The following is a 24,394-nucleotide window of genomic DNA, read 5'->3' as shown; positions in this document are numbered from 1 at the left end:
CGAGAGTGCCGCCGGCCGTTCCGCACACCGGAACGGCCGGTGATACGGCAAGGCGCAGCGCCGGATGGATGCTGGGCCTGCTGACGACGGGCTACGGGCTCAACCTGCTCGACCGGCAGATCATCAACATCCTGTCGGAACCGATCAAGCGCGATCTCGGCCTGGCCGACTGGCAGCTCGGGGCTCTGAGCGGCCTGTCCTTTGCTCTGCTCTACAGCGTGGCCGCGCTGCCCATTGCCCGCTACGCGGACAGGTCCAACAGGGTCCGCGTGGTCGGCCTGGCGATCCTGACGTGGAGCTTCTTCACTGCCGCGACGGCCATGGCCGGCAGCTTCGTGCAAATGCTGCTCTTTCGGCTGGGCGTGGGCGTAGGGGAAGCCGGCGGGGCCCCGCCTTCCCAGTCGCTAATAGCCGATCGCTTCCCGCCCAACCGGCGTTCGGGCGCGCTTGCGGTCTTCGCCCTTGGGGCCCCGGTGGGCGCCGCCATCGGTCTGATCGGCGGCGGACTTCTCGAAGGTGTGATCGGGTGGCGTTGGACCATGGTGTGCGCCGGGGTCCCGGGGCTCATCATCGGCGCACTTGTCCTGTTGACGTTACGCGACACCCGTGCAGCCGGCGGCGGCAGGGCGAAGGCGGCTGCGGAGACACCGAGTCTCGTCGCCGCGCTGAAGCTGTTGCTTTCGCGTCGGACGTTCACGCTCATCGCGTTCGCGAGCGCACTGCTGAGCTTCTGCAATTACGGTGCGATGGCGTTCGCCGGTTCCTACTATCTTCGCCTCCATTCACCGGAGCTCGCCGAAATCGGCGCACTGGTGGGGCAGGAACCGCTCGGCGTAATCGGGCTGGGACTCGGGATCTTCGGGGCCACCGGCGGCGCGCTCGGCGCATTGGTCGGCGGCCGGCTGGGCGACCGGTTCGGTGCCGGCAATCTGCGCGCTCTGGTGCTGATCCCGGCCGCCGGCTCCATACTCGGCACGATCAGCTATGCGGCGATGTTCACCGTACCCAGCGCAGCCATGTCGCTGGCGGTATTCGCCATCGCCGCATTCTTCACGAGCGTTTGGTACGGTCCGGGTACGCTGGCGATGCAGCGGCTGGCAGGCGCAGACGCAAAGGCCACTGCTCTTGCGGTAGCCTTGTTCATCAACAGTGCCGTCGGGCTGAGTTTCGGCCCCTTGCTGATCGGATTCGCGAGCGACCTGCTCACCCCCAGCATGGGCGAAGGCGAAGGGCTTCGCGCTGGCATCCTCCTCGGGCTGGTCGCCGGCCTGGCATCGGGCGTGCTCTATTGGCTGGCAAGCCGCTCGATCGCCGCAGAGATCGCAGATGTCGAGGGAGTCACGGAATGAGGATCGAGGGAAGCGGCTTCGTCGTCGCCGGAGGCGGATCGGGACTGGGACTGACAACCGCCCGCAGCTTGCGGGACGCGGGCGCCCGCGTGGGAGTGCTCGATCTGAAACAAGGCGAGTGGGACGGAGCGTTCGCAAATGCCGACGTCGCCGACGAAGCCGGGGTTGAGCAGGCGCTAGATGCGCTTGTGAGCGAAATTGGTCAGCTTCGCGGCCTTCTCAACACCACAGGCATCGGGCATTCCGGCCTGTCCGCCGGCCCGGGCCGCAAGGTGACCGCCGATGGTTTCCGCCGCGTGCTCGACGTCAATACGCTCGGCAGCTTTATCCTGGCGCAGGCGGCGGCCGAGCGCATGATCGCATCCGAACCGGACGAGCACGGCGAACGGGGCGTCATCATCAACACCTCCTCAATCGTGGCATTCGAGGGGCAGATCGGCACTGCCGCATACGCCGCGGCGAAAGGCGGCATCAATGCGATGACCTTGCCCCTCGCCCGCGAGTTCGGACGGTACGGGATCAGAGTAGTCACCATCGCCCCCGGAATTTTCGAGACGCCGATGTTCTCGCAGGCGCGTGGCCCCATGGTGGATTGGCTGCGCGATCAAGTGGTCTATCCGGATCGCCCCGGCGACGCTGTTGAATTCGCAGAAATGGTAGCGCATATCGGACGCAATCGGATGCTGAACGGAACAGTGATCCGGCTGGACGGCGCCTATCGCGTTCCGCCAGGCAGGCACGACTGGTGGGTCGACTGAGGGGGTCTGGGCGGCATCGTCGCAGCGCCGGTACAACAGGGTAAGGACGCAGTTTTTGGTCAAAGCGGTCGACATCGCCTACGAAACCATCCGTGACGGAATCCGGAACGGCACCTATCCTCCCGGATCGCACCTTACCGCGCAAGCGCTGGCCGAGGCGTCCGGCTTCAGCCGAACGCCGGTGCGCGAGGCAATGCGCCGGCTCCATGCCGAAGCGCTCATCCAGTTCATCCCCAACCGCGGTGCATTCGTCGCGACCTGGAGCAGGCGCGAGATCGAGCAGATCTACGACCTGCGCATCCTGCTCGAGAGCTTCGCCGCGCGCGAGGCGGCGCTGCACATTTCAGACGAGCAGCTCGCACGCCTGCGGGAAATCGCCCAACAGATGCAGGCGATCACACAGAAGAACACGCCCGACGTCGAGAAAGTGACCGAACTGAACGACGAGTTTCACAAGCTCGTGCTCGATGCGAGCGGAAACGTACGGTTGCGCAATCTGCTCGGCAGCATCGTGGAGATCCCGCTCGTCCTCAACACGTTCCGGTCGTATTCGCTCGGGCAGATCCGACGCTCGTCAGCCCAGCACCTCGAACTCACGGATGCCTTCGCGGCGCGCGAGCCGGATTGGGCGGCCGCGATCATGACCGCGCACATTCGCTCGGCGCGTCAAACGCTCATGTCGAAGACGGATGCGAGCGAATATCCGCCTTCACCGGCGGACGAGAACGCGCCCGATGAGGACGACGAGGGCTAAGGCTCAACCCTCCGGATTGCCGCTCTTGTGCGCCATCGCTCCGGTCGCAGCGGAATCGTGATAGGCATCCATTCGCGTGATGCGGCCGTCTGCGACGGTGCAGATGCAGCAGCACATATCGCGAATCGACCGCCCGTCGGGCATGACCACGATCAGCGTATGCTGCTGCACGAATCCCTCGGGTGTCGGGCTCCGGCGGATATCCACATAGCGGAACTCTGCAGCGCTGGTTCGGATCGCATCGAGATTGCGGACGGTGGTCGGAATATCGGTGAATGCGTCGTCGGTGTTGTGCCACACGAGCGCGCCGGGCGCGAAGATCTCGAACAGCGTTTCCAGATCGCCATGTTCGACGGTCTCGAACAGACGTTGCCCCGCCGCGAGCGCGGCATCATTCTCAACCATGGCGATTCTCCGTCTTCATAGCTGCATCTGGCGGCGGTCAGTCCGATATTGCCGTCATCGCTTCGCGCAGTTGGCGTTTGACCACCTTGCCGGCTGCGTTGCGCGGCAGCGGGATGCTCCGCACTTCGATCCGTTCCGGCACCTTGAAGGGGGGAAGATCGGCCGCAAGCCGCTCGCGCACTGTCTCGGCGGCGAGAGTGGCTCCCGCCTGCTCCACGATCACTGATGCGACGATCTCGCCCATGACGCGATCGGGCAGGCCGAAAACCGCACATTCGGCGACCCCCGGAATCCGCGCGATCGCCTCTTCCACTTCGGCGCAGTAGACGTTCTCGCCGCCGCGGATCACCATGTCCTTCTTCCGGTCCATGACGTAGAGAAACCCCTCTTCGTCCATGGTCACGACGTCGCCCGTCCGGTACCAGCCGTTGCGAAGCACCGCATCGGTGGCCTCGTCGTTGTCCCAATAGCCCCGAAACACTTGCGGCCCGTGAACCCATAGTTCGCCCGGTTCGCCCTGTGATACGTCGTTGCCGTCGTCGTCGACTATGCGGACATCGCAGCACGGCACCGCGGTTCCGACGCTCCCCGGCCGGGAAAGCAAGTCCTCATGACTGTTCGAGGCGACGAGCGAGGATGTCTCGGTCGCGCCGTAACCTTGTGCCGGCACCGCACCGGGGAAACGGGACTGCACGCCCGCCGCGAGATCTCGCGGAGCAGGCGAACCGCCGTAGGTGACCGTGTGCACCGTCTCGAGGTCCGGCATTCCTCCATCGGGCAGCCGCTCCAGAAGCTGCACGACCAGAGTCGGAACCAGGATGAGAACATGCGCCCCTTCCTGCTCGATCAAGCGGAGCGCCTGCTCGATGTCCCAGCGATACATCAAGAGCAGCCGATTGCCTCGCGCCAGGGCCGGGACCAGCGCCGAATGCATGCCCGTTGCGTGAAACAGCGGCAGGGGCAGCAGGACGACCTGCTGCACGGCAGCAGGCGGCGGAGGCCAATCCTCTCCGCGACGCAAGGCAGCGCGCGCCGCGCGATACTGCGTGTTGACGAGATTGGTCAGGGCAGCGCGATGCGTGCCGAGCGCGCCTTTTGCGTCACCCGTGGTTCCGGAGGTGAACGAGATCATGGCCAGATCGTCGGGCGCGAGACGGCGGTCGGGAGCGGGGCGATCGGGCAGCGCGGACCAGCTTTCGGTTGTTCCGATCAACGCCTCGAACGTGTCCGCCCCCCCACCCCGACGAGCGGTGACGAGCACCGATCCGTGATCCGCGTCCGACAGGCGCTCCCACCGCTCACCATCAACCACGGTGACTTTTGCACCGCTCTTGCGGATCATGCGTGCGAGATTTTCGGCGGTTTCCCAGGCATTCAGCGGCACGAAGACCGCGCCGATCGCCATTGTCGCGAAAGCGCAGACGGACCATTCGGGAAAGTTGCGCATGGCAACGGCCACACGGTCGCCTTTTTCGATCCCGTAGCGTTCGGCAAGGGCCCTGCCGAACGCACTCGCGGCGCGCCAGTGCGCTTCGAAGCTGATGCGCTCCCCCTCGTAGACGAGAAACTCGGCATCGCCGAAGCGGCGGCTGTCGTCCAGGACCTGTCGCATGTCTGCAGGCGCGTTTACGTACGTCCGTACCGTTCGACCGGCGATCGTTTCCGCACGCATTTCAAACGGCGCACCAGGCGCCGTGAGAGCCGCGCGCGCCTCGTCGACCGAGCATACAGGCCAGCTCACGCCGGAGCTCCTGCCCGACGAGCGTTCTCCCAGCCTGCGCGAGCCAGCGGCGCAACGCGGCCCTGCGCCGAGAGCGCCCTGTCGTTGTTGGCCTGCCCCCGCGCAGCGCGCCCCGCAACGCCCTGCAAGATAGCGGCAAGGCGGAAGAGGTTGAATGCGATGTACCAGTCGATCGGCCGGTCGAGTACTCGCCCGCTCACGGCGAGATAGCGGTCGAGCGCTTCTTCCATCGTTGGAATGCCCGTCGCCGCGAAATCGACCGTGTCCATGGCGATGCGCTCGCCCGGCGGCATGCGCCACATCATCAGATAGTAAGTCAGGTCGGCAACGGGATCGCCGAGCGTACACAGCTCCCAGTCGAGCAGTGCGGAAATTTCCGGGCGATCCGGCTTCAGCACCATGTTGTCGATGCGATAGTCGCCATGCACGATTCGCGCGGGCGCCTCCGGCGGCACAGTCTCCGGAAGCCAGTTGATCAGCTTTTCCATGTGCTCATCGTGCGGCGCATCGGAGGCACGATACTGTTTTGTCCAGCGGGCGAGTTGACGGGCGAAATAGTTCCCCGGCTTGCCGAAGGCGGCCAGGCCGATGGCGGCCGGATCGAATTCGTGCAGCGCCGCCAATGCGTCGATCTGCGCGTCGTAGATCGCCCGTCGATCCGCAGGATGTTCGCCGGGGAGTTTGGGATCCCACAATATCCGACCCTCCACCAGTTCCATCAGGAAGAACGCCGATCCGATGATCGACTCGTCTTCGCAGAGCCCAAAGGTCCGCGGCACTGGAAATCCATGCGGGCCGAGTGCCGACATCACGGTATACTCCCGCTCTATCGCATGTGCGGAGCGCAGGAGCACGCCGGGAGGTTTGCGGCGGAGCACGTAGTCCCGCAGTGACGTGCCGACACGAAAGGTCGGATTCGACTGCCCCCCGGCGAACCTCTCGACTGTAATCGGCCCCTCATGGTCATCGATGTGCCGTGCCATCCATTGTTCCAGGTGGCTCGCAGCCTGGGAGTCGATGTCGCCTATTCGCGAGACCGGCTGCGCATCAGCAGGATTCGATGACATGCATTTCCTCTCTCCGGCAAACCTCGGACTGGGTCGCGTTCAACCTCATGGACGAAGAACACTCTTGCCATTTGCATGCAATCTAGTCAAAGCTTCTATGCATCGATGATGGTCGCGAGTTCGCAGGTGCCTGGATTGGGTGCGGCCACGATGAAGGGGGATGCCTTGTCTGGTTCTGCAAAAATGGCCTCATCTCCCCAAGTTGCCCGATGGCCGCGCGAGGAGAACGGGAATGGTTACGAACTCCTGTGGGCCTTGGGATCACGCCTATGCGCGAGGGCCTCTCGCATGAAACTGCATCCGATTTTGAATGAAACCGATGGTAGCCACGGCGGCGCATGCGATTTGGCAAGCTGATGATCGAGCCGGCGTGCCCGCGGCACCGGCGTACATGGTGATAAAGGCGGTACATAGAAATTGACGGAACAGACGGAAAAGCAGGGCGCGCTCGGCGGCATCAGGGTCGTCGAAGTCGGGCAACTCATCGCCGGGCCCTTCTGCGGGCAGTTGCTTGGCGACATGGGTGCCGAGGTGGTGAAGATCGAACCGCCCGAAACGGGCGATCCCATGCGCGCATGGGGCCAAGGGCACAGACCGACGTGGTGGCGCGTGATCGGGCGCAACAAGTATTCGGTCGCCGCCGATCTCAGGACACCCGAGGGGCAGGAGTTCGTTCGCAAGCTGATCCTGAAGGCAGACATCCTGATCGAGAATTTCAGGCCGGGCACGCTCGAGCGCTGGTCGCTCGATCCCCAGGAGTTGATCAAGCTCAACGAACGGCTGATCGTCGTCCGGGTTTCGGGATACGGCCAGACCGGCCCTTACGCCCAGCGCGCGGGCTTCGGCGGCATTGCCGAGGCGATGGGCGGCTGGCGCAAGATCGTCGGTGAGCCCGATCGCGCTCCCTCGCGCATGGGCATCTCCATCGGCGACAGCCTTGCGGCGACCAACGGCTGCCTGGGTGCGCTCGCCGCGCTGCACGAGCGTGAAACGAGCGGGAAGGGCCAGATCGTCGACGTGGCGCTGTATGAATCGGTGCTGCAAGTCATGGAGGGGCTGATCCCCGAGTGGGCGGTCGCTGGACACAAACGCGAGCGTACGGGCTCTCGGCTGCCCGGCATTGCACCGTCGAACGTCTATCGCTGCAGCGACGGCGAGTTCCTGATCGGCGCGAACCACGATGGCGTGTTCGCCCGCCTGTGCGAAGCGATGGGACGGCCCGAGTTGGCGAAGGATCCGCGCTATGCCGACCATGTCGCGCGCGGCCGTCATCAGGAGGAGCTCGACGAACTGGTCAACGCGTGGACCGAGCAGCTCACGGTCGATGATCTTGAAGCCAAGATGATCGAACACGGCGTGCCCGCCGGGCGCATCCTCGATGCAGAGGACATGCTCTCCGACCCGCATTTTGCCGCGCGCGAGGCGATCGTGACGGTGGACGATCCCGAGCTCGGCCCGACCCCGATGCAAAGCGCCTTCCCCAAACTGTCGCGCACCCCTTCCGGCGTGCGCCGCAGCGCCCCGCGCGAAGTCGGACAGGATACCGACGAGATCAGGCGGCGCTGGCTGGGCGAATGAATGCGGCTCGCCGGCTCGCCGCATCCGGCGGTACTCGGTGGGCTACCGGTTCAGCAGCCGCCCGACGTGTGCGCCCGGACGAGGGCGCTGACCCGATCGCGCGATAGCTCACCGTTCAACCAGATCGCAGTGTCGATCAGCGCGTCCAGGTCGACCTCCAGATCCGCGCCGAGCGCATAGGCGAGGTCTTCGGTGGCGAGGTTCCCGGCGGCCCCGGGGGCGAAAGGACAGCCACCGGTCCCTCCGATCGCGGCATCGATCGTACTGGCTCCGGCGCGGATCGCGGCGAGCGCGTTGGCAACGCCCATTCCGCGCGTGTCGTGCAGGTGCACGCGAACAGGCAGCGGCGCCACCGCTTCCTTGACGCGGCGTGTCAGCGCTTCGACTTCGCTGGGCCGGGCGATCCCGATGGTGTCGGCGAGGCCGATCTCGAGACTTCCCGCTTCCGCCAAGGCGCTGGCCATGGCGACGACCCTGTCCTGCGGCGTCGGCCCCTCGAAAGGGCAGCCCCATGCGGCGGCGATCATCGCCTGCGCGTCGCGCTTCTCCGATCGCGCCAGACTCAGCACGTCGCGCGCTTCGGCAAGCGACTGCTCGCTGGTCTGACGCTGATTGCGCATCCCGAAGGTGTCGCTCGCGATACAGACGAATCCGATCTCGTCGACGTTCGTTTCGAGCGCCCGCAAGGCGCCCCGCTTGTTCAGCACGAGACCGATATAGCGCGCCGCGCCGGGCCGCAGCCGTGCGACGACTTCCTCCGCGCCCGCCATTTGCGGCACCGCATCGGGCCGCACGAAGCTGACGACCTCGAGCCGGCGCGCGCCGGCGGCGATGGCGCGCTCGATCAGCGCGACTTTGGTATCGACCGGCAGGATCGTCGGCTCGTTCTGCAGGCCGTCCCGGGGCGAAACCTCGACCAGTTCGATCATCGCGATCTCCTCAGCGCAGGCCCAGTTGCCGCGCGATGATACCACGCAGGATCTCGCGCGTGCCGCCCCGCAGGGAAAAGGCCGGCGCGGCCATCGTGGTATAGGCGAGCACGGCGGCGAAATCGCTTGTGCTCTGCAGGTCCGGCTCCTCGTCGACAAGGCTGCGCGCGATATCGGGCAGATCCTGTTCGAAGGTGGCGCCGAGATCCTTCACGATCGCGGCATGGACCGTCGGGTCCTCGCCCGCCTCGAGCAAGGCGGCGACGCCGCGCGACATATGCCGCAAGGTGACGAGGTGCGAGAACAGGCGTCCTACCGCCGTTTGCGCCGCGACGCTCTCGCTCCCCTGCAGCGTGCCGATCAGTTCGAGCAGGAGCTGGATCGACGACAGGAATCGCTCGGGCCCGGATCGTTCATAGGCCAGTTCGCCCATGACCTGCGCCCATCCCTGGCCCTCCGTGCCGAGAATCGCGTCAGGCGGCAGCACGGCGTCTTCGAAATGGACCTCGTTGAAGTGGTGCTGGCCCATCACGTCGTAGATCGGCCGGACCGTGACGCCCGGAGTCGCCTTCATGTCGACGAGCAACTGGCTTGTTCCCTTGTGGCGGTCCGCCGGTGTGCCCGAGGTGCGGCAGAAGAGGATCATGTAATCGGCTTCGTGGCCGTAGGTGGTCCACAGCTTGGTGCCGTTGACCGTCCACGATCCGTCAACCTGCCGTTCCGCGCGGGTGCGCGTCGCGGCGAGGTCGGAGCCGGAATCGGGTTCGCTCATGCCGATGCAGAACACGCAGTCCCCCGCCGCGATGCGCGGCAGGATCGTGCGCTTCTGCGCCTCGGTGCCATAGCGTAAAAGGGAGGGGCCGCTCTGCCGGTCGGCGATCCAGTGCGCGGCGACGGGCGCGCCGGCCGCAAGCGTCTCCTCGACCACCACGTAGCGTTCGAAGGCGCTGCGCTCGTGCCCGCCGTATTCCTTCGGCCAGGTCATGCCGAGCCAGCCGCGCGCACCCATTGCACGGCTGAATTCCCGGTCGAACCCGTTCCAGCTCTCGGCGCGCTCGAGCGGCGTTCGCGTCGCAATGGCTTCGGCGAGAAAGGCGCGTACCTCCGTGCGCAGGGCCTCCGTCGCCTCGTTCTCGACCGGAGGAGGAAAGGTCAGGAGAGTCATGCTGCCGTCACCATCGGCCAGAACGCATCGCGACCGGAGGCGAGAACCTCGCGGCCGACCTGCTGGGTCCACCAGGCCTGAGTCCCGAACTCGTCGCGCCATTTCCAGAGCGAGGTCGTATAAAGATGCAGCCGATGCTCCTGCGCATAGCCGATGGCTCCGTGCAACTGATGGGCGATGGCGGCAGCTTTCGAGCACGCCTCCCCGATACGGGCGCGGGCGATGCCGATGGCGAGGGTCGCCCCGTCTCCGCCTTGTGCCCGCCGGGCGACCGCGTGGTCGGCGGCGGCCTGCCCGGCAGCGACCTCGCTCGCGAGGATGGCAAGCGAGTGCTGGACGGCCTGGAACTTCGCCAATGCACGGCCGAATTGCTGGCGTTCCTGCACATGGGAAATGGTCATGGCGAGGATCGCATCGAGTGCGCCCGCCATCTGCACGGCCCGCGTCAGCGCCGCAGCCTCGCGTTGTTCGGGCGTCAACTCGCCCAGCGTCTCGACCGGGCCTTCGAGCGGCTCGGAGCCGTTCTCCACCGCGAAGCGATTGGCCAGCATCGTTTCCACCAGCGGCCAGGCCACGATGTGGCGCCCGCAGATACGCACCAGCCCGAAGGCATCGGCATCGGAAAAGCCGAACCCTCCTGCCTCCTCGCTCACGAGCGCGACGGGCAGGCCCATCTCCTCGATCCGCCGCCAGCCATCCGCGCGGTCCTTGTCGGTCAGCGCCTGTCCCGCCAGGACGCGTTCCGACAGATCGCCCAGCAAGCGCTGCGCGGACTCGTAGAGTATCGAAGAGATGTCATCCATGCGACGTATCCGAGCCAGGCCGCAGCGCTGCCGGTGGGGTCAAGGCAGATTCAGTCGGCGAGTGCGGCAAGGCCGGCTTCCGCAACCGCCATGTCCTGCTCGTAATGGCCGCCGCTGACGCCGATTCCGCCGATGATGTGACCACCTTCTTTCACCGGATAGCCGCCGCCGAACACGACCAGGCGCGGAGTATGGACAATGCCGTGGAGCAGCGGCGGATCGTTCTTGATGAATTCGTGCCAGCCATGGCTCGGCATGCCGAAGCTGATCGCCGTGTACGCCTTGTTGGTCGCGATATCGACCGAGAGCAGCGCCGCGCCGTCCATCCGGCGAAAAGCCTTGAGGTTGCCCGACTCGTCGACGATCGAGATGCACATCGGCACTCCCATCTCTTCCGCCTTGGCGGTCGCGGCGGCGATCAGCTTGTCGCTGGCTTCCTGCGTGATGGAGCGTTTTTCGATGCTGTTGGCCATGAGGATTCTCCGTTGAGATTTGATTGGAATGCAAAAGGATCGTGTGGGGTCAGGCGATTGCGCGGACGGCCTCGATGATGCGGTCCTTGCTGACGAAAAGCTGTTTTTCGAGCGCGGCGTTGTAAGGAACGTGGACTTGCGGCGCGGCAACGCGCTGGATCGGCTTCTTCAGGCTCTCGAAGCCCTCCTCCGACACGACAGCCGCGATCTCCGACGCGACGCTGCCCACTTTGTGCGAGTTATCCGCGACGACGAGCCGGCCAGTCTTGGCGACGGACGCGAGGATCGTCTCCTTGTCGAGCGGGACGATCGTGCGCAGGTCGATCACTTCGGCCTCAACGCCGTCCTTCGCCAGCGCGTCCGCCGCCGACAGGGCATGCGGCAGACAGCCGGCGATCGAGACGATCGTGACATCTCCGCCTTCGCGCCGGACTGCGGCCTTGCCGATCGGTACGAGGAAATCCTCGTCGGTCGGGACCTCCTCCTTCTTTCCCCAGAGGTTGATGTCCTCGAACACCACCACTGGGTCGTCGTCGCGGATCGCCGACTTGAGCAGGCCTTTGGCATCGGTCGCATTCGACGGCGCCAGAACCTTCAGCCCTGGCGTGTTCATGAACAGCGGATAGGGGCGGTCGGCGTGCTGGGCGGCAGTGCGGTTGTTGTAGAACGTGCTTGTGCGCACCACGAGCGGCACGGCCAGCTGCGCGCCGGTCATGAATCGCAGCTTCGCCGCCTGGTTGATGATCTGATCCGAGGCGAGATAGCAGAAGCTCGCAATGGTCAGATCGACGATGGGGCGCAGGCCCGTCAGCGCGGCGCCGACACCGACGCCGACGAAGCTGTTTTCAGAGATCGGCGTGTTGCGCAGCCGCTTCTCGTCGAATTCGTCGAACAGCGTCTGGGCGCCATAAACGGCGATGTCCTCACCCATCAGGATCACGCGTTCGTCGCGGCGCATCTCCTCGCGCTGCGCTTCGACGATGGCCTGGAGATAGGACAGTTTCTGGGTGGCGTTGCGCATGGTCATAACCCCTCCCCCCCGACCGGCGCGCCGATCGGGTTGACGTACATGCTGTCCCACAGATCGCTCATCTCGGGCTCGGGGCTGGCCTTGGCGAATTCCACCGCATCGTCGATAGTCTTGCGCACTTCCTCCTCGATCGCTTCGACTTCGGAGAGCAGGTCGCGCGCTTGCAGCACGGCGCGGTAGAGGGTGATGGGATCGCGCTCCTTGCGATGGTGCTCGATCTCTTCCTTGCTGCGGTATTCGATGGGAATGGCGAGGCGGTTCGAGTGTTCGTCGAACCGATAGGTCTTGGCCTCGATCAGCGTCGGCCCTTCGCCGGCACGGGCACGTTCGACCGCTTCCAGCGTCACGGCGTGGACGGCTTCGGCGTCCTGTCCGTCGACGACCACACCCGGAATTCCGTATCCGTCGGCGCGGCGGGCGATCTCCGGCTGACCGTGCGACTTCTCAACCGGCGTGGTCACGGCATAGCCGTTGTTCTCGCAGAAATAGATGACCGGCAGCTTCCACACCGCACCCATATTCACGCTCTCGCTGAAGGTGCCCTGGTTGACCGCGCCGTCGCCGAAGAAGCACAGGCTGACCTGGTCGCTGCCGCGCACCTGCGCGCTCAGCCCCGCGCCGGTTGCGAGCGGGAAACCGCCGCCGACGATCGCGGATTCACAGATCAGACCCAGCTTGGTGTCGGTCAGGTGCATCGACCCGCCGAGTCCCTTGCAGATGCCGGTCCGCTTGCCGAAGATCTCCGCCATCAACGGCGCGATCTCTGCGCCCTTGCCGATCGGATGGCCGTGCGAACGGTGCGTGCCGGTGACGTAGTCGTCGTCGCGCAGCGCCATGCACGCACCGGCGATCGCACCTTCCTGCCCGATGCTCAGGTGGCCGACGGGGTAGTGCGCGATCAGCGCTTCCTCGAACAGGCGAATGCGCAGCATCCGCCGGAACATCTCGAGCTGCCGGGCACGGTCCAGTGACATGTCAGCCTTCCTCGATCGTGGCGATCTCGGTGCCGACGTCGACGGTCTCGTCGACCTGCACCACGATCGACGCCAAAGTGCCGGACGCGGGGGATTCGACTTCCACCGTCGACTTCGCCGTCTCGACTTCGGCGATGACCTCGCCGGCCTCGACCCGGTCGCCGACGTTCTTGAGCCAACTGACGATCGTCGCTTCCGTCACGCCCATGCTGATGCTGGGAAGCTCAACGCTGACTGCCATGCAATTCGTCTCCGTTATCAATGTGCGCCTGGAAGGGTCAGCCCTTCCGGTAGAAGAAATCCTCGGGATTGAAGTTCATCCAGTAGCGTTTGACCCGTCCTTCCTCATTGAACTCGAATTGAGAGGAGCCGGGCGCGCTCACCGGCTGTCCGTCGAACGATCCGTGGATCGTCCAGCCGGTGGCGGCGAAGGGTGGGTCGATGATCGTCCGCTCGACCACGCGGTGATAGTCGGCAAGAGCGCCGAAAGCCCGGCGTTCCACTTCGCGCTCACCTGCGCGGTCGGGCACGTGGGCTCCGTTGCGCCAGCCTTCGACATCGGGCGCCATGATCTTGTCGATACCGGCGCTTACTTCCTCGACGCTGGTATGCGGCCGGGCGTTCTCGGTCTCGTTCAAAGCGCGAAGCGCCTTCGCAATGGCCTCACGGGTGATCATGTCGCTCTCCTTATGCGGTGGTTGGCGCGGACCGGTCTGGCGTCCGAGCCGTTGCATGGCCGTTCATCGGACCTCGAAGTCCTCCATCCGCGGTGCGGCGGTTTCGTCGACGAAGCGGTCGTAGGAAAAGGTCCACGATGCCGGCACGCCGTTCTTGTCGAGATACCAGCTATCGCAGCCGGTCACCCAGATCGTCTTGCGCGCGGCTTCGCAGCGTTCGGCTTCGAACCTGCGCATCGCCCCCGGCGTTGCGCTCACTTCGGAATAGTCGCCGCGGCAGATGCCCTCCACGAGCTGCATGATATATTCGATCTGGTGCTGCGCGACCTCGACCAGCGAGAAGTTGCCGACCGGACTGTTGGGCCCGTTGAGCAGGAAGAAGTTGGGAAAGTCCGCGACGCTCATCGACAGATAGGCCAGTGGTCCGTCCGCCCAGACTTCGTCGAGGTCGATCCCGTCGCGCCCGATCACTCGCGTCGGACGAATGAACCGGTCGACCAGGAAACCGGTGGCAAGCACGAGGACATCGAGGTCGTGCAGCACACCGTCGGCGGTGCGCACCCCCTCCGGCTCGATCCGCTGGATCGGCGATGTGACGAGTTCGGCATTGGGCTGCTGGATGGCGTCGTAGAACGTGCTGGAGATGACCAGCCGCTTGCAACCGACGCGATAGTCCGGCGTCAGCTTGCGCCGCAGCTCGGGGTCTTTCACGGTCTCCAGATTCTCGTGACAAATCCGTGCGATCGCGGCCAGTTCAGGCGAGTCGGCGTCGATCACCGCGGTAGCGTATCCTTCCAGCGTCTTGGCCCGCAGCTCGGCGATCAGTTGCTCGAGCGCTTCCGGATCCTCGCGGAAACGGGCCTTTTCTTCTTCGCTGTATGGCACGTTGTCGCGCGGCAGGACCCATTGCGCAGTGCGCTGGAACAGGTCGAATCGTTCCGCGCGCGGCACCAGCGCGGACGCAAGCTGCGCCGCGGTCGATCCCGTGCCGATGACGCCGATGCGCTTGCCGTCGAGCGCGACGCCGTGATCCCAGCGGGCCGAGTGGAAGACGGCACCTTCGAACGTCTCGATACCCTCGAACCGGGGGACGTTCACGTGATGCAGCACGCCGGTGGCGGCGATGACGAAATCGTACCTGCCTTCGTGCCCATCCGCGCACTTGAGGTCCCAGGCACCCTCGCGATAGCGGAGCTGCGTGACCTCGCTGTTGAAGCGCGTGCGTTCGAGCACGCCGAAGTCCCGCGCGACACGCTCGAAGTAGGCGCGAATGTCCTTGCCTTCGGCCATCAGCGAGTCCCATTCCGGGTTACGGGCGAAGGTGTAGGTGTACCAGTGCGCCGACACGTCGCAAGCGAGGCCCGGATAGGTATTCTCCCGCCAAGTGCCGCCGACGCTGTCGCCCTTCTCGAAGACATCGCATTCGATGCCGCGGTCCTGCAGCTTGATCGCAGCCAGGATACCGGCCATACCCGCACCGATCACCGCCACGCGCAGCAATGGACGTCCGCGGCGCCCGTCTGGACCTGTTCGGTGCTGCTCGCTTTCGGCCATCGACTCTTCCAAGACTCCTGATTCTCGAACGGGTCCGTCCGTGTCGGCACCGTCTTTGGCGTGATATTGCATCCAATCATTACCCGTTCAACCGATAATTTTTGCAGCGGTCACGATTGGCGGCCCGATGATTTGCTACACGGCATCTTGTCTTGGGAAGGGACTGATTGGGCCAGAAGACCTCCCCATAAGACTGCCTGTCGACTCTGCAGGCCGGCCGCCCATTGCATACAATTGCCTTGTATTGGTGAGAGTACTGACATAGGCACGCCCATAAGCATGACGGCTTTTGGGAGAATCCGATGACGAAGAAGCGCGCTGCCGGCGAGCTGGTCGCTGCAACTTTGGCCGGCCTGGGCGTGAGCGAGATCTTTGCTCTGCACGGCAGCCATCTCGATCCGCTTTACATGGCTTGCGAAGAATTCGGCATCAGGCTCACCGACACGCGTCACGAAGCCTCGGCCGGGCATGCCGCCGACGCCTACGCGCGTTCTTCCAACGGAAAGCTGGGTGTCTGCGCTGTCACGGCCGGCCCGGGTTTCACCAACGCGCTGACCGCTATGGCGAATGCGCATCTCGACCGGATCCCGACCCTCTTCATCGCCGGTGCCGCGCCGCTGCGCGAGGCCGAGGCCAATACGCTGCAGGGCGGCTTCGACGCCGTGGCCATGGCCCGCCCGGTCACCAAATGGGCGCAGCGCATCGCCGAACCCGAACGCATCGTCGAGTTCGTCCGCCGCGCCGGCGAGATCGCGCTCAGCGGTCCTCCAGGACCCGTCTTTCTCGAAATCCCGATCGACGTCATGTTCTGGCCAACCGACCAGGCGCCGCCCGAGACCGACTCATGGGAGCGGCCCGTACCTCCGGCCCCCCGGCCCGACGCCGTCGCCAAGGTTCTCGACATGCTTCGCAAGGCCGAACGGCCGGTGATCATCGCAGGCGGCGGTGTGATGCTGACCGATTCAGGCGAGCGCCTGCGCCGGCTGGCCGAACTCGTCGGCGTTCCCGTTATCGCCAGCCAGAAGGCACTCGGCGTCCTTCCCGACGATCACCCGCTCTACGCCGGCGCCGCGGCCGGGCTGGCTGCGGCAGCCGCTTCGGGCACAGCGGCTGACGCCGTTCTGCTGATCGGCGCCCGCATGGGCATGTTTCTCGGCGGCGCAATGGGCGCGATCATTCCGCAAGACGCCTATGTTGCGCAGGTCGAGGTCAATCCGGAAGAAATCGGCCGTGTCCGAATGGCAGACCTGCCCATCGTCGCCGACGCAGGCACCACGATCGATGCACTCATCGAAGCCGGGCAAGGCGGGAGCTGGCCCGAACGGACAAACTGGGCCGAAAAGCTGCGCAGCTTCCGCTCCATGGCACGCAACGGCTTTGCCAGTGCACCGAAGGAGTCGAGCCCCGGCAAGATTCATCCGGGCCACGCCGTTGCCGCGATCATGGATGCCTTGCCCGAAGGAACCGCGGTGATCGCCGACGGCGGTGAAGCCGGCAACTGGGTCGGGGACCTCGTCCGCTCTCCGGGCGCGGGGCAGCATCTGCGGTGCGGCTATCTCGGCTGCCTCGGCATCTCGCCCGGCTTTGCAATAGGCGCAGCGCGTGCCAATCCGGACCGCCCGGTGGTCTGCTTTGCCGGCGACGGCGGGGTCGGCTTCAACATACAGGAGTTCGATACGATGGTCCGGCACGGACTGCCGATCGTCACCGTGGTCCTGAACAACTCCGAATGGGGCATGTCGCGTAACGCGCAGAACCTCCTGTACGGCAAGGATCGCGAAGTGATCGTCGCGCTCGAGGATACGCGCTACGATCTCGTCGCCGGCGGCTTCGGCGTCGAGGCCCGGCGGATCGACCGGTACGAAGACATCACCAGCGCCATCGAAGAGGCGTTTGCCTCGGGCAAGCCGTATTGCCTCAATATCATAACCGATCCGGCGGTCATGCACCCGCGTACGAAGATGATGGTCGGCGACAGCGCCGGAGAGGACGACGTGCCGATCCCGTACTACGCCAATATCAAGACCTGATCGCGCGGGCGCTGACGACCGAGCGCGCCATCGAATGATTGTCGAAGCCGCGAGGCCTCAATCGGGCATCAGCACCTTGCGGCCCATCCGTACGCAGTCGAGCAGCCATTCCTTGGCGAGGCGTACGCGGGCGAGGTTCTGGGTGTCGCGGTGGGTTACGATCCAGAAGCTGCGGCGGATCGAGCGGTCCGGGCAGACGGGGACGAGGTCCGCGCCGCGCTCGCCGATGAAGCGCGGCAGGACGCCGATCCCCACGCCCTCCTCGATCAGGCGGTTCTGCGCATTGATGCTGGACGAGCGGATGTGCGCGGTAAGCCCGGCGTGGAAGTCGTCGAGGTAGTTGAGTTCCGGCGCGTAGAGCAGGTCGGGGATGTAGCTCACCAGCGTATGTCCCTGCGCGAGATCGCGCGGGCGTTGCGGCGTCCCGTGCACGGCCAGGTAGCGGCGACTGGCGTAGAGCATCAGGCTGTAGTCCGAGAGCTTGCGGCAGATGACCGGCCCGGCCTTGGGCCGCGAGAGCATGACGGCGATGTCCGCTTCGCGCTTCGAGGGACTCAGGAACCCGCTGTTGGCGACCAGTTCGATCGAAAGGTTCGGATGGGCGCGGGCGAATTCGGCAAGATAGAGAGTCAGGAACTGGCTGCCGAAACCTTCCGAAACGCTGAGACGCAGGTTTCCTCCGAGGCCCGTCTGGCGGCTCTGCACCGCATCGATCGAGCGTGCGGCCTGGGCCATGGCCTCGGCCTTGGCGAGCAGGCCCTCGCCGGCTTCGGTCAGCGTCTGGCCTTCGCGTGTGCGTTCGAACAGCGTGATCTCGAGCTGTCGTTCCAGCCTCCGCAACCGGCGGCCGAGGGTGGTCGGATCGAGCCGGAGCGCACGCGCGGCACGGCCGATCTGGCCCGCTTCCGCCACCGCGAGGAACACGCGGATGTCGTTCCAGTTCAGATCCTGCATATTTGCAGTCACTACCTGCAAAGTTGGCAGTTGTCTGCAAGCTTGCAATCGGCACGATCCGCGCTCACCGTTGGTAGAGGAGATACGTCATGCGCCAGGTCGATCATTTCATCGCAGGGGGCGCAGGCGGCAGCACCGGGCGCACGCACAAGGTGTGGAATCCCTCGACCGGCGAAGTCCAGGCCGAAGTCGCGCTGGGCGACGCCGCGCTGCTCGACCGCGCGATCGAGGCGGCAAAGAAGGTTCAGCCCGATTGGGCGGCGACCAATCCGCAGCGCCGGGCGCGCGTCATGTTCGCGTTCAAGGAACTGGTCGAGGCGAACAGGCAGGAACTCGCCGAACTGCTGGCGAGTGAGCACGGCAAGGTGGTCGACGACGCGAAAGGCGACGTCCAGCGCGGACTGGAAGTGATCGAATACGCCTGCGGCATCCCGCAGGTGCTGAAGGGTGAGTACACGCTCGGCGCCGGCCCTGGCATCGACGTCTACTCGATGCGCCAGCCGATCGGCATCGGCGCGGGCATCACGCCGTTCAACTTCCCCGCGATGATCCCGATGTGGATGTTCGGCATGGCGATCGCGGCGGGCAATGCCTTCATCCTCAAGCCGAGCGAGCGCGATCCGAGCGTGCCCGTGCGCCTCGCCGAGCTGTTCCTCGAGGCCGGCGCGCCAGAAGGGCTCCTGCAGGTCGTTCACGGCGACAAGGAGATGGTCGACGCGATCCTCGATCATCCCGACATCGCGGGCGTGAGCTTCGTCGGCAGCAGCGATATCGCGCACTACGTCTACAAGCGCGGGGTGGAGAACGGAAAGCGCGTCCAGGCCATGGGCGGCGCGAAGAACCACGGCATCGTCATGCCCGACGCCGACCTCGATCAGGTGGTGAACGATCTGGCCGGCGCTGCCTTCGGGTCGGCGGGCGAGCGCTGCATGGCCCTGCCCGTCGTCGTCCCCGTGGGCGAGGACACCGCCGAGCGGCTCAAGGAGAAGCTGATCCCGGCCATCAACGCCTTGCGCGTCGGCGTCTCGACGGATCCCGACGCGCATTACGGCCCGGTCGTCACCCCCGAGCACAAGGCGCGGATCGAGCAGTGGATCGATACCGCCGAGCAGGAAGGTGCCGAGATCGTGATCGACGGACGCGGGTTCAGCCTGCAGGGGCACGAGAAAGGATTCTTCGTCGGCCCCACGCTGATCGACCGCGTGACGCCGAAGATGAAGTCCTATCAGGAGGAGATCTTCGGCCCGGTGCTCCAGATCGTGCGTGCTGCGGACTTCGAGGAAGCCGTGCGCCTGCCGAGCGAGCACCAGTACGGCAACGGCGTCGCCATTTTCACCCGCAACGGCCATGCCGCGCGGGAATTCGCCAGCCGGGTCAATGTCGGCATGGTCGGCGTGAACGTCCCGATCCCGGTGCCCGTCAGCTATCACTCGTTCGGCGGCTGGAAGCGGTCCGGCTTCGGCGATACCAACCAGTACGGCACCGAGGGGCTCAAGTTCTGGACCAAGGTCAAGACCGTCACCCAGCGCTGGCCCGACGGCGGCGGTGACGGTTCGAACGCCTTCCTCATCCCGACGATGGGGTGATGCGGGATAATCCGCGCGGTTCGCGAGTTTAGGGTGCGCAGCGAAGACAGGAGGATTCCTTGCGACTGACGATTGCTCTTGCCGCCCTTCCGGCGCTCGCGCTGGCGGCCTGCGATGCGGCGCCGACCGACGATACCGCGACCGATGCCGATACCACCGAAACGCCCGCGCCGGTCGAACCGGACAGCACGGCGCCGGCCGACGACGGGGCCGCCGGCCCCGATGGCGACACAGCCTCGATTCCGGCCGCGCTACAGGGCCGCTGGGGCCTCGTCGCGGCCGACTGCACCTCCACGCGGGGGGACGCCAAGGGGCTGATCGAGATCACCGGCGATACGATCACGTTCTACGAATCGCGCGCCACGCTGGGCGACATCGCCGAGCGCAGCGACGACAGCATCCGCGCCATTTTCTCGTTTACCGGGGAAGGCATGACCTGGACCCGCGACATGGCGCTCGCCGCACAGGACGGCGGCGAGGAGCTCGTCCGCACCGAATACGGCGAGGACGCCATGGCCGATCCACTGCGCTATGGCCGGTGCTCCCAAGGAGACGCATGATGATTCACACTGGAAAGCTGTTCGCCCTCTTGCCTGCCGCTGCGCTTGCGGCATGCGCCACGACGTCCGCCAATGAGCCCGGCACGCCCGACACCGGAAATGGGGAGACCGCCATGTGCGATCCGGCAGCCGCGCAGTCCTATGTCGGCCAGAAGGCAACCGCGCAGGTCGGCGAGCAGATCCTCGACGCGACCGGCGCACGCCAGCTTCGCTGGGGCCCGCCCCGCGCCGCCTTCACGATGGATTTCCGGCAGGACCGGGTCAACGTCATGTACGACGATGCGATGACCATCACCCAGATCACCTGCGGGTGAACGATGCGCAGGTCGGGGGCCAGGCTCGAGCGGAGGGGTGACGCGTGAGATACGCGCTGCCCTTCCTTCTCGCCCCGTTCGCGCTCGGTGCATGCCAGAGCGTGCCCGCCCCCGCATCGGAAAGCTTCCGTGAAACGCTGGCTCGCCACGTCGCCGCGATCCAGTCGCGCGATTATCAGGGGATCGTCGACACGATCACCAAGGGCGACACGCTCGTACTGATCTTCCCGAACGGTGAGCGCTACGACACGCGCGAACAATTCCTCGCCTTTCACCGCGAATGGTTTGCCGATCCCGCGTGGGTGATGGTGCTGGCGCCGGTGAGGGTGCGGGAGGGGCGCGACTACGGCTACGCGCTCTATCGCACCAGCTACGACCCCGATGGCGCGGGGCCGACGGCCGGACGCCCCGCCTATCTCTCGCTTGGCTTCCAGCTCGAGGACGGCCAGTGGCGACTGGTGCACGACCAGAACACACGGATCGAAACTGCCACAGACTGAACAGGGCCAATGACAGGACAATTCCAGCTTACCGATGATCAGCTCGCGATCCAGGAGATGGCGCGGCGCTTCACGGCCGACCACATCACGCCTTTCGCCGCCGAGTGGGACGAGAAGCACCACTTTCCGCGGGAGGTGATCCAGAAGACGGGCGAGCTCGGCTTCGGCGCGATCTACGTCTCGGAGGAAAGCGGCGGGATCGCGCTCGGCCGGCTGGAAGCGGCGCTGATCATGGAAGCGATGGCCTATGGCTGCCCCGCGACCAGCGCCTATGTCTCGATCCACAACATGGCCGCGTGGATGATCGACCGGTTCGGCGGGGACGAGGTCAAGGCGAAGTTTCTGCCGCGAATGGTGACGATGGAACACATCGCCAGCTACGCCCTCACCGAGCCGGGCAGCGGGTCCGACGCGGCGGGACTGAAGACGACCGCGCGGCTCGACGGCGACCACTACGTGCTCAACGGCACAAAGCAGTTCATCTCCGGCGGCGGGTTCAACGACATCTACGTCTGCATGGTCCGCACCGGCGAGCACAAGAGCCGCGGCATTACCTGCCTGGTGGTCGAGAAGGACACCCCCGGCGTCAGCTTCGGCGCACCGGAGAAGAAGCTCGGCTGGAACGCTTCGCCGACCGCACAGGTGATCTTCGAGGATGCGCGCGTGCCGGTCGAAAACCGCGTCGGCGCGGAAGGCGACGGGTTTCGCTTCGCCATGGCCGGGCTCGACGGCGGACGCCTCAATATCGGCGCCTGCTCGCTGGGCGGCGCGCAGCGCTGTCTCGACGAGGCTATCGCCTACACCAAGGACCGCCAGCAGTTCGACCAGCCGATCGCCGATTTCCAGAACACGCAGTTCATGCTCGCGGACATGGCGACCGAGCTCGAGGCGGCGCGCGCGCTGCTCTATCTCGCGGCGGTCAAGGTGACCGACAACGCGCCCGACAAGACGCGCTTTTCCGCCATGGCCAAGCGTCTCGCGACCGACAGCGGGAGCAATGTGGTCAACAACGCACTGCAGCTCTTCGGCGGCTATGGCTATCTGAAGGACTATCCGATCGAGCGCTTCTGGCGTGACCTGCGGGTGCATTCGATCCTCGAAGGCACGAACCAGGTCATGCGCATGATCGTCGGCCGGGACCTGTTGCGCCAGTGAGTAGCGAACCGATGACCGAAGACGTGAACATCCACACCCATGGCAAGGCCGGCCACATCTCGCTCAACCGGCCAAAGGCGCTCCACGCGCTGACGCTGGAGATGTGCCATGCGATGAGCGACGCGCTCGGCAAGTGGGAAAATGACGATGCGATCGCGGCGGTGATCGTCGATCATGCCGAAGGGCGCGGGTTCTGCGCGGGCGGCGATATCGCCTTCCTGCGCAACTCGGCGCTGAACGATCATGGCGTGAGCGGACGGAAGTTCTTCCACGACGAATATCAGCTCAACCACCAGATGTTCACCTACCCGAAGCCCATCGTCGCCTTCATGGACGGCATCACGATGGGCGGCGGCGTCGGTATCAGCCAGCCTGCGAAGTACCGCGTCGCGACGGAGAACACGCGTTTCGCCATGCCGGAGACCGGGATCGGCCTGTTCCCCGATGTGGGAGGGGGCTGGTATCTTGCGCGCCTCGGCGGGCGGCTCGGCCAGTTTCTCGCGCTGACGGGCGCGCGGCTCGACGGCGCGGAATGCCTTTGGGCCGGGCTTGCGACGCACTATCTCCCGGCCGCGAAGTTGCCCGAAGCCAAGGCGCGCATCGCGGAGCATCCCGACCGGATCGCAGGGATTCTCGCCGAACTTTCGATCACCCCGCCCGCCGCGCGCGTGGCGGAGAATGCCGACCGGATCGCCAAGCATTTCGCCTCCGACCAGTTCGAGGACATCCTGGCCAGCCTGGAGAAAGATGGCGGCGAATGGGCGCAGAAGGAACTCGACACGCTGCGCGCCAAGAGTCCGCAGACCTGCAAAGTCGCATTGCGCCAGCTCGCCGAGGCGAAGGACTTCACCGACTTCGCCGACAACATGCGCAACGAATACCGGATCGCCAGCCGCGTCATCGTCCGTCCCGACTTCGCCGAAGGCGTGCGCGCGGTGATCATCGACAAGACCGGCGATCCCAAGTGGGACCCGGCGACTCCCGAGGGTGTGACCGAGGATCTGCTCGACAGCATCTTCGCGCCCCTCCCCGAAGGGGAAGAGTGGATGCCGCGAACCCGGATCTAACCGGCACCGTCATGCTGAACTTGTTTCAGCACCCGTCGCGCCACCGGCGATGGAGGTGGGATTCTAGAAATGGACCCTGAAACGAGTTCAGGGTGACGATTGGAGGGAGGCCCATGGCCGATTACGAAACGATCACCGTCGAACAGCGCGGCGCCGTCACGCTGATCACGCTCAACCGCCCGCAGGCGCTGAACGCGCTCAACTCGCAGGTGCTCGAGGACCTGATCGCGGCCTTCACCGCGTTCGAGACCGACGACAGCCAGCGCTGCGCGGTGCTGACCGGCGCGGGGGACAAGGCCTTCGCCGCAGGCGCCGACATCAAGGAAATGGCCGACAAGCCCGCGGCCGATTTCTTCCTTCAGGATTTCTTCGCCCGCTGGACCAGCCATCTGGTCAAGGCGACCCGCAAGCCGTGGATCGCCGCGGTCAACGGCTTCGCGCTCGGCGGCGGGTGCGAGCTCGCGATGATGGCGGACTTCATCATCGCGAGCGACAAGGCGAAGTTCGGCCAGCCCGAGATCAAACTCGGCGTCGCGCCCGGCATGGGCGGCAGCCAGCGCCTGACCCGCGCGGTCGGCAAGGCCAAGGCGATGGAGATGTGTCTGACCGGCCGGATGATGGACGCCGAAGAGGCGGAGCGCAGCGGCCTCGTCGCGCGCGTCGTGCCGCATGACAGCCTGCTCGACGAGGCGCTGAAAACCGCCGCCACGATCGCGGGAATGCCCCCGATGGCCGCGATCGTGAACAAGGAAATGGTCAACGCGGCCTACGAGATGACGCTCGACCAGGGCCTGCTCCACGAACGGCGCCTGTTCCAGATCCTCGCCGCGACCGAGGACAAGGCCGAAGGCATGGCAGCCTTCATCGAGAAGCGTGAGGGTGAGTGGAAGGGCAGGTAACCGTCATCCCAGCGAAAGCTGGGATCGGGTGCGGCTAGGCCCGACTACGCGGATAGCGATCCCAGCTTTCGC

25 protein-coding genes are annotated in these 24,394 nt (G+C 65.6%); 12 read left to right on the top strand and 13 right to left on the bottom strand.

Annotated features, from left to right (window positions below):
* The first annotated feature begins 5 nt into the window (after positions 1 to 5).
* The 3 genes from JNO53_RS06540 to JNO53_RS06530 are packed head-to-tail and all read left to right on the top strand — an operon-like array spanning position 6 to position 2,861.
* Positions 6 to 1,349: an MFS transporter gene (locus tag JNO53_RS06540; protein WP_338015311.1), complete on the top strand. Its 1,344-nt coding sequence runs from the start codon at positions 6 to 8 to the stop codon at positions 1,347 to 1,349.
* On the top strand, positions 1,346 to 2,107 hold the full coding sequence (locus tag JNO53_RS06535) for an SDR family NAD(P)-dependent oxidoreductase (RefSeq protein ID WP_238401724.1): 762 nt from the start codon (positions 1,346 to 1,348) through the stop codon (positions 2,105 to 2,107). Before JNO53_RS06540 ends, JNO53_RS06535 begins: the two co-directional genes overlap by 4 nt.
* Before the next feature lie 55 nt (positions 2,108 to 2,162).
* The gene (locus JNO53_RS06530) at positions 2,163 to 2,861 is read left to right on the top strand and encodes a GntR family transcriptional regulator (RefSeq protein WP_203108844.1); all 699 of its coding nucleotides are present in this window, start codon (positions 2,163 to 2,165) and stop codon (positions 2,859 to 2,861) included.
* A 3-nt stretch (positions 2,862 to 2,864) separates the two neighbouring features.
* On the opposite strand, the gene JNO53_RS06525 is transcribed toward JNO53_RS06530, so the two are convergent.
* From JNO53_RS06525 to JNO53_RS06515, 3 genes are all read right to left on the bottom strand, one after another.
* Entirely contained in the window at positions 2,865 to 3,266 is a 402-nt protein-coding gene (locus JNO53_RS06525) for a nuclear transport factor 2 family protein (protein WP_203108843.1), read from the bottom strand.
* A gap of 37 nt (positions 3,267 to 3,303) precedes the next feature.
* The gene (locus tag JNO53_RS06520) at positions 3,304 to 4,878 is read right to left on the bottom strand and encodes a class I adenylate-forming enzyme family protein (RefSeq protein WP_203108841.1); all 1,575 of its coding nucleotides are present in this window, start codon (positions 4,876 to 4,878) and stop codon (positions 3,304 to 3,306) included.
* A gap of 125 nt (positions 4,879 to 5,003) precedes the next feature.
* Entirely contained in the window at positions 5,004 to 5,990 is a 987-nt protein-coding gene (locus JNO53_RS06515; RefSeq protein ID WP_238401670.1) for a phosphotransferase family protein, read from the bottom strand.
* Positions 5,991 to 6,491: 501 nt separating this feature from the next.
* On the opposite strand from JNO53_RS06515, the gene JNO53_RS06510 reads away from it, so the two are divergent.
* Positions 6,492 to 7,652, top strand: a complete 1,161-nt coding sequence (locus JNO53_RS06510; protein ID WP_203108837.1) for a CaiB/BaiF CoA transferase family protein — start codon at positions 6,492 to 6,494, stop codon at positions 7,650 to 7,652.
* 50 nt (positions 7,653 to 7,702) lie between these two features.
* Here JNO53_RS06510 and JNO53_RS06505 read toward each other — a convergent pair whose 3' ends face one another.
* From JNO53_RS06505 to JNO53_RS06465, 9 genes are all read right to left on the bottom strand, one after another.
* Positions 7,703 to 8,581: a hydroxymethylglutaryl-CoA lyase gene (locus JNO53_RS06505; RefSeq protein ID WP_203108835.1), complete on the bottom strand. Its 879-nt coding sequence runs from the start codon at positions 8,579 to 8,581 to the stop codon at positions 7,703 to 7,705.
* A 10-nt stretch (positions 8,582 to 8,591) separates the two neighbouring features.
* Positions 8,592 to 9,746, bottom strand: a complete 1,155-nt coding sequence (locus tag JNO53_RS06500) for an acyl-CoA dehydrogenase family protein (RefSeq protein WP_203108833.1) — start codon at positions 9,744 to 9,746, stop codon at positions 8,592 to 8,594.
* On the bottom strand, positions 9,743 to 10,549 hold the full coding sequence (locus JNO53_RS06495) for an acyl-CoA dehydrogenase family protein (protein ID WP_203108831.1): 807 nt from the start codon (positions 10,547 to 10,549) through the stop codon (positions 9,743 to 9,745). Before JNO53_RS06495 ends, JNO53_RS06500 begins: the two co-directional genes overlap by 4 nt.
* Before the next feature lie 50 nt (positions 10,550 to 10,599).
* On the bottom strand, positions 10,600 to 11,022 hold the full coding sequence (locus JNO53_RS06490; RefSeq protein WP_203108829.1) for a GlcG/HbpS family heme-binding protein: 423 nt from the start codon (positions 11,020 to 11,022) through the stop codon (positions 10,600 to 10,602).
* 49 nt (positions 11,023 to 11,071) lie between these two features.
* Positions 11,072 to 12,049, bottom strand: coding sequence for an alpha-ketoacid dehydrogenase subunit beta (locus JNO53_RS06485; RefSeq protein ID WP_238401669.1), 978 nt, complete (start codon positions 12,047 to 12,049; stop codon positions 11,072 to 11,074).
* The gene (locus tag JNO53_RS06480; protein ID WP_203108827.1) at positions 12,046 to 13,026 is read right to left on the bottom strand and encodes a thiamine pyrophosphate-dependent dehydrogenase E1 component subunit alpha; all 981 of its coding nucleotides are present in this window, start codon (positions 13,024 to 13,026) and stop codon (positions 12,046 to 12,048) included. Before JNO53_RS06480 ends, JNO53_RS06485 begins: the two co-directional genes overlap by 4 nt.
* 1 nt (position 13,027) lies before the next feature.
* A complete protein-coding gene (locus tag JNO53_RS06475; RefSeq protein WP_203108825.1) occupies positions 13,028 to 13,267 on the bottom strand; it encodes a biotin/lipoyl-containing protein in 240 nt (79 codons plus the stop codon).
* Between the two features lie 37 nt (positions 13,268 to 13,304).
* Positions 13,305 to 13,703 (bottom strand): nuclear transport factor 2 family protein, encoded by a 399-nt coding sequence (locus tag JNO53_RS06470; protein ID WP_203108823.1) that lies wholly within the window; start codon positions 13,701 to 13,703, stop codon positions 13,305 to 13,307.
* Positions 13,704 to 13,766: 63 nt separating this feature from the next.
* Positions 13,767 to 15,257 carry a flavin-containing monooxygenase gene (locus JNO53_RS06465; RefSeq protein ID WP_203108821.1) on the bottom strand — a complete coding sequence of 497 codons (1,491 nt, stop codon included), beginning with the start codon at positions 15,255 to 15,257 and terminating at the stop codon, positions 13,767 to 13,769.
* A gap of 302 nt (positions 15,258 to 15,559) precedes the next feature.
* On the opposite strand from JNO53_RS06465, the gene JNO53_RS06460 reads away from it, so the two are divergent.
* Entirely contained in the window at positions 15,560 to 17,287 is a 1,728-nt protein-coding gene (locus tag JNO53_RS06460) for a thiamine pyrophosphate-binding protein (RefSeq protein WP_203108819.1), read from the top strand.
* Between the two features lie 57 nt (positions 17,288 to 17,344).
* Here JNO53_RS06460 and JNO53_RS06455 read toward each other — a convergent pair whose 3' ends face one another.
* Complete coding sequence (locus JNO53_RS06455; RefSeq protein ID WP_203108817.1) at positions 17,345 to 18,241, bottom strand: LysR family transcriptional regulator; 897 nt, start codon at positions 18,239 to 18,241, stop codon at positions 17,345 to 17,347.
* Positions 18,242 to 18,330: 89 nt separating this feature from the next.
* Between JNO53_RS06455 and JNO53_RS06450 the strand changes: the two genes are divergently transcribed.
* The 7 genes from JNO53_RS06450 (at position 18,331) to JNO53_RS06420 (ending at position 24,322) form a co-directional block, all read left to right on the top strand.
* Complete coding sequence (locus JNO53_RS06450) at positions 18,331 to 19,827, top strand: CoA-acylating methylmalonate-semialdehyde dehydrogenase (RefSeq protein WP_203108815.1); 1,497 nt, start codon at positions 18,331 to 18,333, stop codon at positions 19,825 to 19,827.
* A 59-nt stretch (positions 19,828 to 19,886) separates the two neighbouring features.
* A complete protein-coding gene (locus JNO53_RS06445; RefSeq protein WP_203108813.1) occupies positions 19,887 to 20,387 on the top strand; it encodes a hypothetical protein in 501 nt (166 codons plus the stop codon).
* On the top strand, positions 20,387 to 20,701 hold the full coding sequence (locus tag JNO53_RS06440; RefSeq protein WP_203108811.1) for an I78 family peptidase inhibitor: 315 nt from the start codon (positions 20,387 to 20,389) through the stop codon (positions 20,699 to 20,701). The genes JNO53_RS06445 and JNO53_RS06440 overlap by 1 nt, the downstream gene beginning before the upstream one ends.
* A 44-nt stretch (positions 20,702 to 20,745) precedes the next feature.
* A complete protein-coding gene (locus JNO53_RS06435) occupies positions 20,746 to 21,201 on the top strand; it encodes a nuclear transport factor 2 family protein (protein ID WP_203108809.1) in 456 nt (151 codons plus the stop codon).
* Positions 21,202 to 21,210: 9 nt separating this feature from the next.
* Positions 21,211 to 22,356 (top strand): acyl-CoA dehydrogenase family protein, encoded by a 1,146-nt coding sequence (locus JNO53_RS06430; RefSeq protein WP_203108807.1) that lies wholly within the window; start codon positions 21,211 to 21,213, stop codon positions 22,354 to 22,356.
* Between the two features lie 11 nt (positions 22,357 to 22,367).
* On the top strand, positions 22,368 to 23,423 hold the full coding sequence (locus tag JNO53_RS06425) for an enoyl-CoA hydratase/isomerase family protein (RefSeq protein ID WP_203108805.1): 1,056 nt from the start codon (positions 22,368 to 22,370) through the stop codon (positions 23,421 to 23,423).
* A 113-nt stretch (positions 23,424 to 23,536) separates the two neighbouring features.
* Positions 23,537 to 24,322 carry an enoyl-CoA hydratase-related protein gene (locus JNO53_RS06420; RefSeq protein ID WP_203108803.1) on the top strand — a complete coding sequence of 262 codons (786 nt, stop codon included), beginning with the start codon at positions 23,537 to 23,539 and terminating at the stop codon, positions 24,320 to 24,322.
* Positions 24,323 to 24,394: the final 72 nt, after the last annotated feature.

This window comes from Altererythrobacter sp. C41 (assembly GCF_016803135.1).
Classification (GTDB): domain Bacteria; phylum Pseudomonadota; class Alphaproteobacteria; order Sphingomonadales; family Sphingomonadaceae; genus Pelagerythrobacter.
Note: the sequence above shows the minus strand (reverse complement) of the source record. Positions and strands in the feature narration are given on the sequence as shown.